Source organism: Salmonella sp. SAL00653 (genome assembly GCF_046552515.1).
GTDB classification, from domain to species: Bacteria; Pseudomonadota; Gammaproteobacteria; order Enterobacterales; family Enterobacteriaceae; genus Salmonella; species Salmonella enterica.
Window position 1 is genome coordinate 67926 of the sequence record NZ_JBGDTY010000006.1, and the last position, 16463, is coordinate 84388.

Below are 16463 nucleotides of genomic sequence, written 5' to 3' on the forward strand. Positions count from 1 at the left end.
CCTGACTGAAAAACAGCGTCAGGCGCGGGCGATTATTTCAGACCGGCAGCATCGCGCAGCAGTTGCGCTTTGTCGGTTTTTTCCCATGGGAAGTTTTCGCGACCGAAGTGGCCGTAAGCCGCAGTTTCTTTGTAGATCGGGTGCAGCAGATCCAGCATCTGAATCAAGCCGTACGGGCGCAGGTCGAAGAATTCGCGCACCAGCAGAATCAACTGTTCAGCAGGCACTTTTTCAGTACCGAACGTTTCCACCATGATGGACGTCGGCTCCGCTACGCCGATAGCGTAGGAGACCTGGATTTCACAGCGATCCGCCAGACCTGCCGCCACGATGTTTTTCGCGACATAACGCGCAGCGTAAGCTGCAGAACGGTCAACTTTAGACGGATCTTTACCGGAGAAGGCGCCGCCGCCGTGACGCGCCATACCGCCGTAGGTATCAACGATGATCTTACGACCGGTCAGACCGCAATCGCCCATCGGGCCGCCGATAACAAAACGCCCGGTTGGGTTGATAAAAAACTTAGTGGACGTATTTAACCATTCAGACGGCAGAATGGGTTTGATGATCTCTTCCATCACCGCTTCTTGCAGCGATTTTTGGTCGATATCTTCTGCGTGCTGCGTAGAGAGAACCACGGCGTCGATACCGACGATTTTGCCGTCGTCATACTGGAAAGTGACCTGGCTTTTTGCATCCGGACGCAACCATGGCAGGGTGCCATTTTTACGCACTTCAGCCTGACGCTGTACCAGACGGTGCGCGTAGGTGATTGGCGCAGGCATCAGTACGTCGGTTTCATTTGTCGCGTAGCCAAACATCAGGCCCTGGTCGCCCGCGCCTTGTTCCAGCGGGTCTGCGCGGTCAACGCCCTGGTTGATATCCGGAGACTGTTTGCCAATTGCGCTCAGTACCGCGCAAGAGTTGGCGTCAAAGCCCATGTCGGAATGCACATAGCCAATTTCGCGCACCGTATTACGGGTAATCTCTTCGATATCGACCCAGGCGCTGGTGGTGATCTCACCGCCAACTAAAACCATGCCGGTTTTAACGTAGGTTTCACAGGCGACGCGTGCTTTCGGATCCTGTTGCAGGATAGCGTCCAACACGGCATCAGAGATTTGGTCTGCGATTTTGTCAGGATGCCCTTCTGATACGGACTCAGACGTAAAAAGGTGTTTTGCCATATTTAATTTCACCTAAGGAGAATTTAGTTAGCTCAAACTGTTGTGCGGAATAGTCATGACAGAATATTCTACCATGAGTCTGAAGGTTGCTGACACTGGCAGTCTGAGTGTTAATCAGTATGGATGGATTAACATCTGGACGGCTATTTTAGGTCACTTCTTCGCCCAATTTCCAGCTTTTTTTGAAGGCCGTCGCAATGTCGGTCAAAATCAGGCGGTAAACGTTTCTGATAATGCTGACATTATGCGCATTTATGCTTTGCTTTTTTTCTGCGTTCTGGGTATAAAACGCGACGCGCGGCTCATACAAAAGCACACGACGTTTTCTTCGTGTCGCCACTTCCAGCCGGGTTAAAACGTTGCTTTGGCTTGTGGGTTCGTCTTACGAGGCGGCCGTGGAGGTGATACGAGATAATGAACCGTTGTATTCTGCTGAATCTGTCGCATCGTTCTGGTGCGCGCATGTCCCCCGCAATCTGCATCTCTGCTTTGCATACCTGCCGATGTTATACCCATCTCGGCGCTTCTCAGGATTCCAGAGCCGGCAATGGCGCTGAAGACTGAACAAGGGCGCTCTTGTTAACGCAAGAGTTTTCTCGTGGTTTCGCCGAACCGTTATCTGTGAGTTCGGTTACGTGTTTACAATGATATGAAAAAGAAACCGGTCGCGCAGGCGGAGCATCAGCGCTATCTGCTGGAAAATCCGCTTGTCTATGGGTTGTTATCGCGTCTTCGGATTGCGATAGTAGTCAACTGTTTTACACTTGCTAATAAAAATTGAGGTTCGCTATGTCTGACGACATGTCTATGGGTTCGCCTTCGTCAGCAGGCGAACAGGGTGTACTACGCTCCATGCAGGAGGTTGCAATGAGCTCCCAGGAAGCCAGCAAGATGCTGCGCACTTACAATATTGCCTGGTGGGGCAATAACTACTACGACGTCAACGAGCTGGGCCATATCAGCGTATGCCCCGATCCCGACGTACCGGAAGCGCGTGTCGATCTTGCCAAACTGGTGAAAGCGCGCGAAGCGCAAGGCCAGCGTCTGCCGGCGCTGTTCTGCTTCCCGCAGATCCTGCAACACCGTTTGCGTTCAATTAACGCGGCGTTTAAGCGTGCGCGTGAATCTTACGGTTATAACGGCGACTACTTCCTCGTTTATCCGATTAAGGTCAATCAGCATCGCCGCGTGATCGAGTCCCTTATCCATTCCGGTGAACCGTTGGGGCTGGAAGCGGGGTCAAAAGCGGAATTGATGGCGGTGCTGGCGCATGCCGGCATGACCCGTAGCGTGATCGTCTGTAATGGTTATAAAGACCGTGAATACATTCGGCTGGCGCTGATTGGCGAGAAGATGGGCCATAAGGTTTATCTGGTCATCGAAAAGATGTCTGAAATCGCGATTGTGCTGGAAGAAGCTGAGCGCCTGAATGTGGTTCCTCGCCTGGGCGTGCGTGCGCGTCTGGCCTCTCAGGGGTCCGGTAAGTGGCAATCCTCCGGCGGCGAAAAATCAAAATTCGGCCTGGCGGCGACCCAGGTGCTGCAACTGGTGGAGACCCTGCGTGACGCCGGGCGTCTGGACAGTCTGCAACTGTTGCACTTCCACCTGGGATCGCAGATGGCGAACATTCGCGATATCGCGACCGGCGTGCGCGAGTCCGCGCGTTTCTATGTTGAGCTGCATAAGCTGGGCGTGAATATCCAGTGCTTCGACGTGGGCGGCGGTCTGGGCGTGGATTATGAAGGTACCCGTTCGCAGTCAGACTGTTCGGTGAACTATGGCCTGAACGAATATGCCAATAACATCATCTGGGCGATTGGCGATGCCTGCGAAGAGCATGGTTTACCGCATCCGACGGTGATTACCGAGTCTGGCCGCGCCGTCACTGCGCACCATACGGTACTGGTCTCTAACATTATCGGCGTGGAGCGTAACGAATACACGGATCCGACTGCCCCTGCTGAAGATGCGCCGCGCGCGCTGCAAAATCTGTGGGAAACCTGGCAGGAGATGCATAAGCCTGGCACTCGCCGCTCGCTGCGTGAATGGCTGCATGATAGCCAAATGGATCTGCACGATATTCATATCGGCTACTCTTCCGGCGCGTTTAGTTTGCAGGAGCGCGCCTGGGCGGAGCAACTTTATCTCAGCATGTGCCATGAAGTGCAGAAGCAACTGGACCCGCAAAACCGTGCGCATCGTCCGATTATCGACGAACTGCAAGAGCGAATGGCGGACAAAATGTACGTCAACTTCTCGCTGTTCCAGTCAATGCCGGACGCGTGGGGAATCGATCAGCTCTTCCCGGTACTGCCGCTGGAAGGGTTAGATCAGGTGCCGGAGCGTCGTGCCGTGCTATTGGATATAACCTGTGATTCCGATGGAGCTATCGACCACTATATCGATGGCGACGGTATCGCCACGACGATGCCGATGCCGGAATATGATCCAGAGAATCCGCCGATGCTCGGCTTCTTTATGGTCGGCGCCTATCAGGAGATCCTCGGTAACATGCACAACCTGTTTGGCGATACTGAAGCGGTTGACGTGTTTGTCTTCCCGGATGGTAGCGTCGAGGTTGAGCTGTCGGACGAAGGCGACACTGTTGCGGATATGCTGCAATATGTACAACTGGACCCGAAAACGCTGTTAACGCATTTCCGCGACCAGGTAAAACAGACGGATCTGGACGATGCGTTGCAGCAGCAGTTCCTTGAGGAATTTGAAGCGGGACTGTACGGTTATACTTATCTTGAAGATGAGTAATTAAGAGTATTCCGCTTGTGGGTCGATTTAATTATTTAAATCGACCCTTTTATATTTTATAAATTCTTAATTATCAGCGGTGCCGCTTCTCTATGTAATTTTATGGGCCTACAATCCCCCTAATAATTAAAAAGGGGGTTAAGTATGAGCAAATTTAAATTTAATGCCGTCATTGTTGGCTTGTTTTTGCTGTTAGGCGGTTGTTCCAGCGGAATGCAATCTAATAATGGCTCTTCATCCGACGTCGGCACCGCCTGGGGCGGCGACGTGCATTCATCGGTACAAAGCGTTTCGGTAGAACGTGCCGATCGAGAACCTGCCGAAATGGTGGTAATAAATTACTCCACTCAATATCCGTCAGGTTACGATAAAGTTTATAGTATACGTATCAGCGATCTTGAATATGCTGTGCGCGACGCTAATTTTAATTCAATTCCAATTACTCGTCGCTACAACGCATCAATGGGACAATGGCAATATAGTATTCCTGCAAGATCAGGGATGAACTATCAGTTATATATTCGTAATTACAGTCATGATACCAATTACGAAATCGTCGCAACGGTTGATGGCCTGGACGTGTTGAACGGAAAAGCAGGCTCGCTGAATCATCATGGCTATATTGTTAACGCCGGCGATTCACTGGCGATTAAAGGGTTTCGCAAAGATAAACACACTGAGGCGGCATTCCAGTTCGCCGACGTAGCTGACGCTTATGCGGCCCACTCCGCGCAGGGCGATGTACGCAACATCGGCGTCATCGGCTTTGCCGCTTTTGCATTGCAGGGTAAAGCAACAAATACGCTACCACCTTGTTCCTCACAGGCTTTCCCGGCGGACAATAACGGGTATGCGCCGCCGCCCTGCCGCAAATAAACCCGCCATCAAACGTCAAATATGCGTTACGGGAATCAGCGCCTTTCCTGCCGAGTCTGGTGGGGAAGGACTGTGTGACGCGCATAGCCGTAGGTTGCGGGAAAGAAACGACCACTCTCTGGCAGGGAAATTGTTTACCATAAACATTAGGATTTGTTTACACTACCCTCAAGTGGAGCAATTGCTGTCTACATAGGTATGTGCATGGAACAAATTTTAACCAAGCGGCGCTATTTTGATATAGGGCTGCGAATAGAAGAACTACTCTATTCAGGGGTATTTAAAGCTGGCGAGCGACTTCCGGCGGAGAGAGAACTCAGCGAGCGTTTTCAAACCAGCCGCACGACGATTCGTGAGGCGATTATTATGCTTGAGCTGAAGGGGATGGTAGAGGTTAAGCAAGGCGCAGGCACTTACTTTATTGATAGTCTGGAAAAAATCAATCAAAAAGCGCTCTTGCCTTACTCAGACATTGGCCCCTTTGAATTGCTACAGGCCCGGCAGGTTATCGAAAGTAACATCACCGGTTTTGCCGCTACGCAAATCAGATTTAATGAGCTTAAGCAGCTTAAACGTATTATTGAGCAGCAGGAAAAGCAGATTGGCGGCGACAGCGACAAATTTGAAGAACTGGATCGCCAGTTCCACAATATCATCGCGGAATCCACGCAAAATCGTGTATTAATGAAACAATCTGCCGAGCTGTGGCGGGCTGTCAGGACCGAAAATCCGCGCTGGAAGCAGTTAAACTATAAGTATTTACATAAGAAAGAGTTAAGAATGAAATGGGTGGAAGATCACCGTAGTATCTTCCTTGCATTGCAAAAACGCGATGCTGAGCAGGCCAGACAGGCTTCGTGGACCCATCTTGAAAACAGTAAAAATGAGCTGGTAAAAATCTTCCAACAGGATGATTCGCTGGAAGATTTTGATGATTTTTTCTTCGCCACCTGACGGCTATTTTCAGGCGGATGACATTTTTGTCAGCGATTAACCGGGCCTGCCGCCAAAAACAAACCCGGAGAGAGGGAATCAGGCTTCGTAAACGCTCAGCTTATCCCAGTCAAACTCTACGCCAATGCCGTAGGTGTCCGGTGCCACGGCGCGATAATTGTCGACCACCAGCGGATGTTTGGTATATTGATCGATCGGGAAACTGTGAACCTCCAGTCAGCCAGTCTCGAATGCGGAAACCAGTCTGACGTGTAATTCCTGCATACCGAGCGAGCATACCAAACGACCGCCATTCGTCGACAGACGCGCCGCCTTCAACCAGCCATTTTCCACAGCGGCAGTTTTTCACGTTTGCCTTTCAAATCCCAAAGGGCGATATCCACCGCAGACATCGCAAACGATGCGATGCCTCCGCGACCCACATAGTGAATATGCTATTCCATAAAGTCATAGATATCGTCAATCGCAGCGCCTCTTTCCCTGACAGTTCCGGGGCAAGATCGTGGTCGATCATCGCTTTAATTGCATACCCACCCTTTCCGCCGGTATAGGAATATCCGGTGCCAGTTGAACCGTCTTCCAGCGTAATCGTCGTGGTTACCAGTTCGAAATGGCTATTATGCCATGTTTCGCGTCAACTAAGACCTCGGCCAGAGGGGCTTTGAAAGCTTTGTTTCAACGTACCTAATCTGCGTCTTCATCAATTTTTTCCTGTGTTCAATCAATGGATTAATTTGCCAATTACGTCTAAAGGCGGCTTACTCCTCATCGCTTTAGCAGCGACCCGGATGATCAAAACCGTAACTGATGTTCTTAGGTTAACGTTGATGCTGATAATAAATTGAGTTCATTAATTCACTAGACAAATTATCAGTTTTGGTTTGCTGTATTTCGGATAATTATTGAACCAATCATGCGTGGCATATACGCTCGCAGCGGGCGTGTTATTCAATAAAATATTGTTTTTCATGGTGTTTAATGATTTTGGATTGTATGGGTGGTATGCCAATTCGTGGCCGATTTTTCTAATCAAAATCACGCTTTTGTGAATCGTAAAATTTATCCTGAGAAGTGTATTTTATAAGTAATTGATAAATAAATTATTTTTATTCATTAGTTATTAGTCAGCATACCGGTGGGAAGAATCTGGTGCCGTAATTGTGATCATATTCACGGATTTTGGTATGGTGTTTAAGCAGAATTGGTAAACAAAACAGGAGTGGGAAAAATTTATGGACACCATAGCTCGTCAGTTAGACGCCGCAAGGCACCAATTCAAAACAACTTATTCACGTCAGGGAATGGAAGCCAACATCGTACATATTGGATTTGGCGCCTTTCACCGTGGTCACCAGGCTGTTTATAACGATCTCACGAATGAGATAACCGGCAACCGCTGGGGGATTTTTGAACTAAATCTGTTCGGCGATGCGGAGCTGGTGGATGCGCTAAATGCGCAAGAGGGGCTGTTTTCAGTGGTGGAAACGTCAGCCAGCGCCATCAACAGTCGCCTGGTTCGTACCGTCACCGGCGCGTTGCATACGCCGAAGTCAGGTATTCAGGCGGCGATCGAGAAGCTGACTGAGCCGCAGGTAAAAATTGTTTCGTTGACGATAACGGAAAAAGGTTACTGCACCGATCCGCGGTCCAGAACGCTCGATCTCAGCCATCCGCTCATCAAACACGATCTTGCCGATCCTGAACATCCCCGGTCAGCACTCGGACTGATCGTCGAAGCGCTACGGATACGCCGCCAGCAAGGGCTTCCCCCGTTTAGTGTACTGTCGTGCGATAACATTCCGGAAAACGGTCATTTGACCAAAACGGCGATCGTTACGTTTGCCGATAATCTCGATCCGCAACTGGCGGCCTGGATAGCGAAGCATGTCACCTTTCCTGGCACCATGGTCGATCGCATCGTGCCGGCAATGACGCCAGAGCAATTTGACATGATTAAAGACCAGATCGGTTTTGCCGATCCCTGCGGCATCGTATGCGAGGATTTCCGTCAGTGGGTTATCGAAGATAATTTCGTTGCCGGTCGTCCTGACTGGGATAAAGCAGGGGCGATGTTCGTCTCGGACGTGCTTCCCTATGAAGAAATGAAACTTCGTATGCTGAATGGCAGCCATTCGTTTCTCGCCTATAACGGCAGCCTGGCCGGATATGAGTTTATCTATCAGTGCATGGAAGACGACGCTTTTAAAACCGCCGTACATCATTTAATGACGGAAGAGCAGGCAAAATCGCTGCGCCCGAATTTGGCGGTAGATGTACATCAATATGCGCAGTTGCTCATTGAGCGATTCAGCAACCCGAACATTAAACATAAGACCGGACAGATTGCGATGGACGGTTCTCAGAAGCTGCCTTAGCGGGCCGTCGATCCTTATCTGACGCTCCAGGCGCGCGGCGTTAAGGGCAGGGCGTTAGCGACGCTGATTGCGGGCTGGCTCCATTACGTCATTAATACGCTCTCTCAGGGGCTGAGTGTGGCCGACCCGCTCAATGATACCTTCAATGCGGCTATTAAAAATAAAAACGCGCGATGGGAACAAGCGCTGTCTTTGCTGCAGATAAATAGCATCTTTGGAACGCTGGCCAGCGACAACGCAGACTTTTTAAACGACATTCAGAAGGCCTTTAACCATATTGAATTACATGGCGTCACGGCCACCATTCACCGTTTATCTTCAAAGGGTTAAGTATGAAAACGCTTATTTGTAATAATCCGGGAAATATTGAATACATTGAAAGAGATATTCCTCATTTAAAAGACGATGAAGTACTGTTAAAAATTAAAGCGGTTGGTATTTGCGGCACCGATATCCATGCGTTTGCCGGTCGCCAGCCCTTTTTTGCCTATCCGCGCGTGCTGGGTCATGAAATTTGCGGCGTGGCGGAAATGTTGGGTAAATCGTGCAGCACGGCGAAGGTCGGCCAACGCTATAGCGTTATTCCCTGTATTCCTTGCGGCGCTTGCGCAGCCTGCCGGGAAGGAAAAACCAACTGCTGTGAGAACGTCTCGCTGTATGGCGTTCACCAGGACGGCGGCTTTAGCGAATATCTGGCCGTTCGTGAACAAAATCTGGTTGAACTGTCGGATAACCTCACCGACAGCGCGGGCGCGCTGGTTGAGTGTTTCGCCATCAGCGCCCATGCAGTACGCCGCGCTGACGTGAAGCCGCAGCAAAACATTTTGGTGGTCGGCGCCGGGCCGATTGGGCTGGCCGCCGCCGCGATAGCAAAAGCCAAAGGCGCTCGCGTCGCGGTAGCTGATATTGACGCCGAACGCCGTCGTCTGGTAGCCGAAAAGGTAGGCGTTGCAACGCTCGATCCGTCGTCAGACGACTATATTGATGCGCTGAAAGCCTGTTTCTCCGGTGAATTAGCCGGCACTGTGCTTGATGCCACCGGCAATAAATCCTCCATGAGCCGCGCTGTCGATCTGATTCGTCACGGCGGAAAAATCGTCTTCATCGGGCTATATATCGGCGAGCTCGTCATTGACGATCCGACCTTCCATAAAAAAGAGAGCACGCTATTGAGCAGTCGTAACGCGACGCGGGAAGACTTCGAATGTGTCATTGAGCTAATGGCTCAGGGCGCTATTAGCGAAACAATGATGAAAAACCAGGAATTCGATTTCTATACGTTCGGCAACCAGTACCAGAAGAACGTGGTAGAAAACAAAAAATTGGTTAAAGGCGTTATCAAATTTTAATAGCGGGATAGTTATGTCAACAATATTAGTCAAAGAAAATGAATTGAAAGCGCTGGCGTTTAATAAACTCACCCAGGCGGGTCTTGACGCGCAAACGGCGCAGCAGGTAGCCGACGTTTTGGTTCATGCCGATATCACCGGCGTTCACTCCCACGGCGTTATTCGCGTAGAGCACTATTGTACCCGCCTGAACGCAGGCGGGTACAATCCAAAAGCAACATTCAGCATTGAACAGATTTCGCCTTCTGTCGCTATTCTGGACTCTGATGATGGAATGGGACACTGCGCGCTGATAAAGGCGACAGATCACGCTATTAGTCTGGCGAGAGAGACGGGGCTGGGCTTCGTCAGCGTCAAAAATACGTCCCACTGCGGCGCGCTCTCGTGGTTCATTGAGCAGGCGACAATCCAGGGAATGGTGGCTATCGCCATGACGCAAACGGATACCTGCGTTGCGCCGTATGGCGGCGCGGAGCGCTTTCTGGGGACTAACCCAATCGCCTTTGGCTTCCCCGTTAAAGACAGCCACCCGATGATCGTCGATATGGCGACCAGCGCCATTGCGTTTGGTAAAATTCTGCACGCCAAAGAAACCGGGAAACCAATAGGTCATGGCCTGGCGCTGGATAAAGAGGGACATATCACTACCGATCCGCATAAAATTGAAAATCTGCTGCCCTTTGGCGGACACAAAGGTTCTGGTATTGCCCTGGCGATTGATGCGCTCACGGGCGTCCTGATGGGGGCAAACTTTAGCAACCATATTGTTCGGATGTATGGCGACTATGACAAGATGCGCAAGTTAGCGAGTCTGGTTATCGTTATTGATCCGCAGATGTTGGGCAATCCGCTGTTTTCCTCAATAATGAGCACAATGGTCAATGAGCTAAGGGCTGTAAAACCGATGCCCGGTGTTGATAAAGTGCTGGCGCCAAACGATCCGCAAATCGCCTATAAAGAAAAATGTTTAAAAGAAGGTATTCCTGTGGCTGAGGGTATTTACCAGTACCTGATTGGCTGATAATTATAATCACGACCATTATTTAGGATAACTATAGTATGCTATATGGAAATATAGAGCAGCTTACTTTATTACCTTACGTTAACCACATTATTAAAAAACTTATCATCGAAGCGGTGAAGATAGCTGAAGATCAGCCTGCTGGTAGATATGAACTTTCTTTCCCGGAGTCATTTCTTATGATAAGCGAAGGAGAAACACACTCTTCGTTAAACCGCAAAGCTGAACTTCATAAAAAATATATCGATGTTCAGATTTTACTAAGCGGTTATGAGGAGATTGGCTATTCCAACAAAATTGATACCAGGATAAAGGAGCTTGAGCATCTTCCTGATGACATCATCTTTCCTGAATGTGTCGCTAATGAGCAGTTCGTTACATTAAATCCTGGCGATTTCGCGCTTTTTTATCCCAACCAGGTCCACCGTCCGCTTTGTACGCGTGGTAAACCTGCGCCGGTTAAAAAAGCGATTGTGAAAATTCCGGCCACGGCATTTAGCGAGTCAAGCTAGTCTTGTCAGGCGAAGGAATAAAGAAAGCGCTAAATGCAATTCAGGAAGAGACCTTCAAGTCATCCTGAATTACAGCCAGAATGAATAAGGTGGCACTTTTCTGACTTCAGAGCCTTTTCGCGTTGAGGCTAATCGCGGAAAGGCTTTTTACGTTCTGTAAAAAGAGGATGCGGGGTCTCCCCGGTAAATAAGTGAAAATGATACAAATCGATTTTGATGTTATTTTTGTTCAATCTGAATAATATGGTCTTTTACACGGAAAGTGATTGGCGAGGTGTTATGAATCATATTTTTAAATTAGCATTTATTTTTATTATCAATATTATATTTTTAATAAATGCTTCAGCAACAACGATGGACAAAGATAAATTTGTGGAAGCGAATGGTATCAAAATTCATTACGTTGAAGAGGGCGAGGGGCCTCCGCTGCTGTTGATTCACGGTGGTGGTCTGACGGCGAAAAGTTGGCAGGGATTAGCGAAAGAGGCATCTCGATATTTTCGCGTCATCATGCCGGACAGTCGTGGACATGGATTAACCAATAACCCGCAAGGAACGTTTAGCTATGATCTGATGACGGAAGATATGGCGGCTTTTGTTAAAGCGCTGAAGCTGGAAAAACCGCTGGTGATGGGTTACAGCGATGGCGGCATGGTCGTTCTGAAGTTAACCAGCCGATACCCGGATCTAGCGCGCGCTGCTATCGTCGGCGGCGCAACGCATCGCTTTGCTACGGCCCATTACATGCAGGGGATGGAAATTTTTTATGGTAAAGGAATGCCTCAGGGGCAATTGACGGATCGCGATCTGGATAAAATGGCTTCGGATGCGCCCGGGATGGTTAAATTTTATCAGAACATGCATCATCCAGAGCAAAAAGACTACTGGCGCACGTTCCTCAAAGGTGTCTGGCCAATGTGGACAACGCCCACATCGCTGACGGAAGAAGAGGTGAAAAAAATCCACATTCCTGTGCTATTACTGGACGGCGACCGGGATGAATTTTTCACCGTTGAAGAAGTTACCGAGCTGTACCGGCTGCTGCCTCAGGCGGAGATGACCCTCATTCCCGGTAGCGGTCACGCCATTTTCCAGACGCCAGGAAAAACACCGCTGTTTTACGCATTAGTGCTTGAGTTTTTACAGCGGCAAATCCCTAAGGCCTCTTAACTGGCCGCGATGACGTATGAGCCTACTGATTTGCGCTGGATATATATTTTTTTCGGGCGTTGTCTACTGTACCTGGCTAAACTGACTTCAATAATGCGGTCTGTCAGAGTAAACTTTGAGCCGTAAACAAATTCAAACCCTTCCTCGTCGGGCCTAACGACGCGGGAGGGTTTTTTTATATTGACTAAGAAGAGGTTTTTGCCATGAGCACCTTAGGTCATCAGTACGATAACTCACTGGTTTCTAATGCGTTTGGTTTTTTACGTCTGCCAATGAACTTCCAGCCGTATGACAGCGATGCCGACTGGGTGATCACTGGCGTACCGTTTGATATGGCAACGTCCGGTCGCGCTGGCGGTCGTCATGGCCCGGCGGCGATCCGTCAGGTGTCGACCAACCTCGCCTGGGAACATCACCGTTTCCCGTGGAATTTTGACATGCGCGAGCGCCTGAACGTCGTGGACTGCGGCGATTTGGTGTATGCGTTTGGCGATGCCCGTGAGATGAGTGAAAAATTACAGGCGCACGCTGAAAAACTGCTGTCTGCAGGCAAGCGTATGCTCTCTTTCGGCGGCGACCACTTCGTCACGCTGCCGCTGCTGCGCGCCCACGCGAAACATTTTGGCAAAATGGCGCTGGTACATTTTGATGCGCATACCGATACCTACGCTAACGGCTGCGAATTCGATCACGGCACGATGTTTTACACCGCGCCGAAAGAAGGCCTGATCGATCCGCATCATTCGGTACAGATCGGTATTCGTACTGAGTTTGACAAAGACAATGGCTTTACCGTGCTGGATGCCTGCCAGGTCAACGATCGCGGCGTGGATGATATCCTCGCTCAGGTGAAACAGATCGTCGGCGATATGCCGGTCTATCTGACCTTTGATATCGACTGTCTGGACCCGGCGTTTGCGCCTGGCACCGGTACGCCGGTGATCGGCGGTTTGACCTCCGATCGCGCCATTAAACTGGTACGCGGTCTGAAAGATCTGAACATTGTCGGTATGGATGTAGTGGAAGTCGCGCCGGCTTACGATCAGTCGGAGATCACCGCTCTGGCGGCCGCGACGCTGGCATTAGAAATGCTCTATATCCAGGCGGCGAAGAAGGGCGAGTAAATTGTTTTGCCGGATGGCGCTGCGCTTATCCGGCCTACAGCTGATTGATGCTTGTAGGCCGGATAAGGCGTTCACGCCGCCATCCGGCACTGTTCGGGGATTATTTGATCCCGTCTGCGCTCATACGATCGCGCACATGCTGTGCGCGTGCGGCGGACGCCGGGTGATCGTCGAACATTGAGCTTTGACGACCCGCTTCCAGTTTTGCCAGTTTCTCAAAGCTGGTGGCGAGTCCTGCCGGACTGATACCGCGTTTGCGCAACAGATCGTAAGAATAATCATCCGCTTCGGACTCCTGACGCTGGGAGAACTGCGAGTTCACCAGTTTTTCGCCAAGATCGCCAAGCTGTGATTGCGACAGGCTGACGACTACGCCTCCTGCCGATGCCGCCGCAACACGAACGGCGTTAGTGCCCAGCGCGACCTGCATCCCTTTCTTTACATGACCCAGCGCGACATGGCCCATTTCATGGCCGATCACGGCTTCAACTTCGTTGTCGGTCATCATATCCATCAGTCCGCTGTAGACGCGAATACAACCGTTCGCCATGGCAAACGCGTTGACGTCTTTCGTCTCGTAAACCTTATAGTTCACCGGCTGGCCGTTAATGTTATCCCCCAGCGCGGCGGCAATTTTTGTCAGTCGTTTAGTGTATTCGCTGCTCGCCGGCGCGATTTTCGCTTTGCTGTCGAGCTCTTGACAGGATTGATCGCTCAACGCTTTTACCTGCGCATCGCTTAACGTATAGGCCTGAAAAGCTTCAGCGCCCGAAGAAAGCAGTCCATTAGAGTCCATATTCTGGCAACCGGTCAGCACCGTCGCCATGCCCAAAGCAAGCAGTAAAGCGCGAATTTTCATTTTTCTCTTCCATACGAATTAATATTATTTTGAAATGCGCCCGTTGCAGATGAATTAGCGCTTGGGTTAAGTATAAAGAAAAGCGTGGCAGGCAAGTTAGCTAATTGCGCAACATGCGAGCACGATCCGGAGATTTCTGAAGCGGTAAAAGGATGTTCCATGTACATGACGCGCGGCTTGGGGTAAATTGTTGGCAAATTTTCCGGCGTAGCCCAAAACGCGCTGTCGTCAAGTCGTTACGGGCATGGCCTTTCAACATCCGATCTGGAGTCAAAATGTCCTCACGTAAAGAGCTTGCCAATGCTATTCGTGCGCTGAGCATGGACGCAGTACAGAAAGCCAAATCCGGTCACCCGGGTGCCCCGATGGGTATGGCTGACATTGCCGAAGTCCTGTGGCGTGATTTCCTGAACCACAACCCGACCAACCCGTCCTGGGCCGACCGCGACCGCTTTGTGCTGTCCAATGGCCACGGCTCAATGCTGATTTACAGCCTGCTGCACCTCACCGGCTATGACCTGCCGATGTCCGAACTGCAGAATTTCCGTCAGCTACATTCAAAAACCCCGGGTCACCCGGAAGTGAGCTACACCGCTGGCGTTGAAACCACTACTGGCCCGCTGGGGCAGGGTATTGCCAACGCCGTCGGGATGGCGATTGCCGAGAAAACTCTGGCGGCGCAGTTTAACCGTCCTGGCCACGACATCGTTGACCACTTCACCTACGTCTTTATGGGCGACGGCTGCATGATGGAAGGCATTTCTCATGAAGTGTGCTCTCTGGCTGGTACTCTGAAACTGGGCAAACTGATCGCGTTCTATGATGACAACGGTATCTCTATCGATGGTCACGTTGAAGGCTGGTTCACCGATGACACCGCGAAACGTTTTGAAGCCTACGGCTGGCACGTTATCCGTGGCATTGACGGTCACGATGCTGACGCCATTAAACGCGCCACGGAAGAAGCTCGCGCCGTGACTGACAAACCGTCTCTGCTGATGTGCAAAACCATCATCGGTTTCGGTTCGCCGAACAAACAGGGTACCCACGATTCCCACGGCGCGCCGCTGGGCGACGCGGAAATCGCGCTGACCCGCGAACAGTTGGGCTGGAAATACGCGCCGTTCGAAATCCCGTCTGAAATCTACGCCCAGTGGGATGCGAAAGAAGCCGGCCAGGCGAAAGAGTCTGCGTGGAATGAGAAATTCGCGGCTTATGAGAAAGCCTTCCCGCAGGAGGCTGCTGAATTCACTCGTCGTATGAAAGGCGACATGCCGGCTGACTTCGATGCGAAAGCGAATGAATTCATCGCTAAACTGCAGGCTAACCCGGCGAAAATCGCCAGCCGCAAAGCGTCCCAGAATGCCATCGAAGCCTTCGGTCCGCTGTTGCCGGAATTCCTCGGCGGCTCCGCTGACCTGGCACCGTCTAACCTGACCCTGTGGTCCGGTTCGAAAGCGATTAACGAAGATGCCGCAGGTAACTACATTCATTACGGTGTGCGCGAATTCGGTATGACCGCTATCGCCAACGGTATCGCCCTGCACGGCGGTTTCCTGCCGTACACCTCCACCTTCCTGATGTTCGTCGAATATGCCCGTAACGCAGTGCGTATGGCAGCGTTGATGAAACAACGTCAGGTGATGGTGTACACCCACGACTCCATCGGTCTGGGCGAAGATGGCCCGACGCACCAGCCGGTCGAGCAGGTGGCAAGCCTGCGCGTAACGCCGAACATGTCCACATGGCGTCCGTGCGACCAGGTGGAATCCGCGGTGGCGTGGAAATATGGCGTAGAGCGTCAGGATGGCCCAACCGCGCTGATCCTCTCCCGTCAGAACCTGGCGCAGCAGGAACGTACTGAAGAGCAACTGGCGAATATCGCCCGCGGTGGTTACGTACTGAAAGATTGTGTGGGCCAGCCGCAGATTATCTTCATTGCGACCGGTTCAGAGGTTGAGCTGGCGGTTGCCGCTTACGAAAAACTGACTGCCGAAGGCGTGAAGGCGCGCGTGGTTTCCATGCCGTCCACCGACGCGTTCGACAAGCAGGATGCGGCTTACCGTGAATCCGTGCTGCCGAAGGCGGTCTCTGCGCGTGTGGCGATTGAAGCGGGTATCGCTGACTACTGGTTCAAATACGTCGGCCTGAACGGCGCTATTGTCGGGATGACCACCTTCGGTGAATCCGCCCCGGCAGAGCTGTTGTTTGAAGAGTTTGGCTTCACGGTGGACAACGTGATCGCCAAAGCGAAAGCACTGCTGTAATCC

At 51.0% G+C, this 16463-nt stretch carries 15 protein-coding genes and 2 pseudogenes; 14 read left to right on the top strand and 3 right to left on the bottom strand.

The window, feature by feature from the left end; translation table 11 throughout:
• Positions 1-32: 32 nt before the first annotated feature.
• Positions 33-1187 carry a methionine adenosyltransferase gene (gene metK / locus ACLJRU_RS09215; protein ID WP_001062140.1) on the bottom strand — a complete coding sequence of 385 codons (1155 nt, stop codon included), beginning with the start codon at positions 1185-1187 and terminating at the stop codon, positions 33-35.
• Between the two features lie 55 nt (positions 1188-1242).
• On the opposite strand from metK, the gene ACLJRU_RS09220 reads away from it, so the two are divergent.
• From ACLJRU_RS09220 to ACLJRU_RS09245, 6 genes are all read left to right on the top strand, one after another.
• On the top strand, positions 1243-1542 hold the full coding sequence (locus tag ACLJRU_RS09220; RefSeq protein WP_187790640.1) for a hypothetical protein: 300 nt from the start codon (positions 1243-1245) through the stop codon (positions 1540-1542).
• A gap of 59 nt (positions 1543-1601) precedes the next feature.
• A complete protein-coding gene (locus ACLJRU_RS09225; RefSeq protein ID WP_001751809.1) occupies positions 1602-1751 on the top strand; it encodes a hypothetical protein in 150 nt (49 codons plus the stop codon).
• Between the two features lie 85 nt (positions 1752-1836).
• Entirely contained in the window at positions 1837-1968 is a 132-nt protein-coding gene (yqgB, locus tag ACLJRU_RS09230; protein WP_000729109.1) for an acid stress response protein YqgB, read from the top strand.
• Positions 1969-1976: 8 nt separating this feature from the next.
• Entirely contained in the window at positions 1977-3953 is a 1977-nt protein-coding gene (gene speA, locus ACLJRU_RS09235) for a biosynthetic arginine decarboxylase (RefSeq protein ID WP_001278580.1), read from the top strand.
• A 144-nt stretch (positions 3954-4097) separates the two neighbouring features.
• Positions 4098-4829, top strand: a complete 732-nt coding sequence (locus tag ACLJRU_RS09240) for a hypothetical protein (protein WP_000032796.1) — start codon at positions 4098-4100, stop codon at positions 4827-4829.
• 153 nt (positions 4830-4982) lie between these two features.
• The gene (locus ACLJRU_RS09245; protein ID WP_001540880.1) at positions 4983-5783 is read left to right on the top strand and encodes a FadR/GntR family transcriptional regulator; all 801 of its coding nucleotides are present in this window, start codon (positions 4983-4985) and stop codon (positions 5781-5783) included.
• A gap of 314 nt (positions 5784-6097) precedes the next feature.
• On the opposite strand, the gene ACLJRU_RS09250 is transcribed toward ACLJRU_RS09245, so the two are convergent.
• Positions 6098-6175, bottom strand: a complete 78-nt coding sequence (locus ACLJRU_RS09250) for a hypothetical protein (protein WP_023228383.1) — start codon at positions 6173-6175, stop codon at positions 6098-6100.
• An 840-nt stretch (positions 6176-7015) separates the two neighbouring features.
• Here ACLJRU_RS09250 and ACLJRU_RS09255 point away from each other — a divergent pair.
• From ACLJRU_RS09255 to ACLJRU_RS09285, 7 genes and pseudogenes are all read left to right on the top strand, one after another.
• Positions 7016-8488: pseudogene (locus tag ACLJRU_RS09255) on the top strand (mannitol dehydrogenase family protein).
• Between the two features lie 2 nt (positions 8489-8490).
• Positions 8491-9507 (top strand): zinc-binding alcohol dehydrogenase family protein, encoded by a 1017-nt coding sequence (locus ACLJRU_RS09260; protein ID WP_000853910.1) that lies wholly within the window; start codon positions 8491-8493, stop codon positions 9505-9507.
• A 13-nt stretch (positions 9508-9520) separates the two neighbouring features.
• Entirely contained in the window at positions 9521-10528 is a 1008-nt protein-coding gene (locus ACLJRU_RS09265) for an Ldh family oxidoreductase (RefSeq protein ID WP_023235230.1), read from the top strand.
• 38 nt (positions 10529-10566) lie between these two features.
• On the top strand, positions 10567-11040 hold the full coding sequence (locus ACLJRU_RS09270) for a YhcH/YjgK/YiaL family protein (RefSeq protein WP_000965538.1): 474 nt from the start codon (positions 10567-10569) through the stop codon (positions 11038-11040).
• A 213-nt stretch (positions 11041-11253) separates the two neighbouring features.
• A complete protein-coding gene (locus ACLJRU_RS09275; protein WP_077906322.1) occupies positions 11254-12210 on the top strand; it encodes an alpha/beta fold hydrolase in 957 nt (318 codons plus the stop codon).
• A gap of 203 nt (positions 12211-12413) precedes the next feature.
• Complete coding sequence (gene speB, locus ACLJRU_RS09280) at positions 12414-13334, top strand: agmatinase (RefSeq protein WP_000105550.1); 921 nt, start codon at positions 12414-12416, stop codon at positions 13332-13334.
• 3 nt (positions 13335-13337) lie between these two features.
• Positions 13338-13422, top strand: a pseudogene (locus tag ACLJRU_RS09285) (hypothetical protein); the annotation flags it as partial.
• A gap of 12 nt (positions 13423-13434) precedes the next feature.
• Here the strand turns inward: ACLJRU_RS09285 and ACLJRU_RS09290 are convergent.
• A complete protein-coding gene (locus tag ACLJRU_RS09290) occupies positions 13435-14193 on the bottom strand; it encodes a M48 family metallopeptidase (RefSeq protein ID WP_001540877.1) in 759 nt (252 codons plus the stop codon).
• A 275-nt stretch (positions 14194-14468) separates the two neighbouring features.
• Between ACLJRU_RS09290 and tkt the strand changes: the two genes are divergently transcribed.
• A complete protein-coding gene (gene tkt / locus ACLJRU_RS09295; RefSeq protein ID WP_001540876.1) occupies positions 14469-16460 on the top strand; it encodes a transketolase in 1992 nt (663 codons plus the stop codon).
• Positions 16461-16463 lie beyond the last annotated feature (3 nt).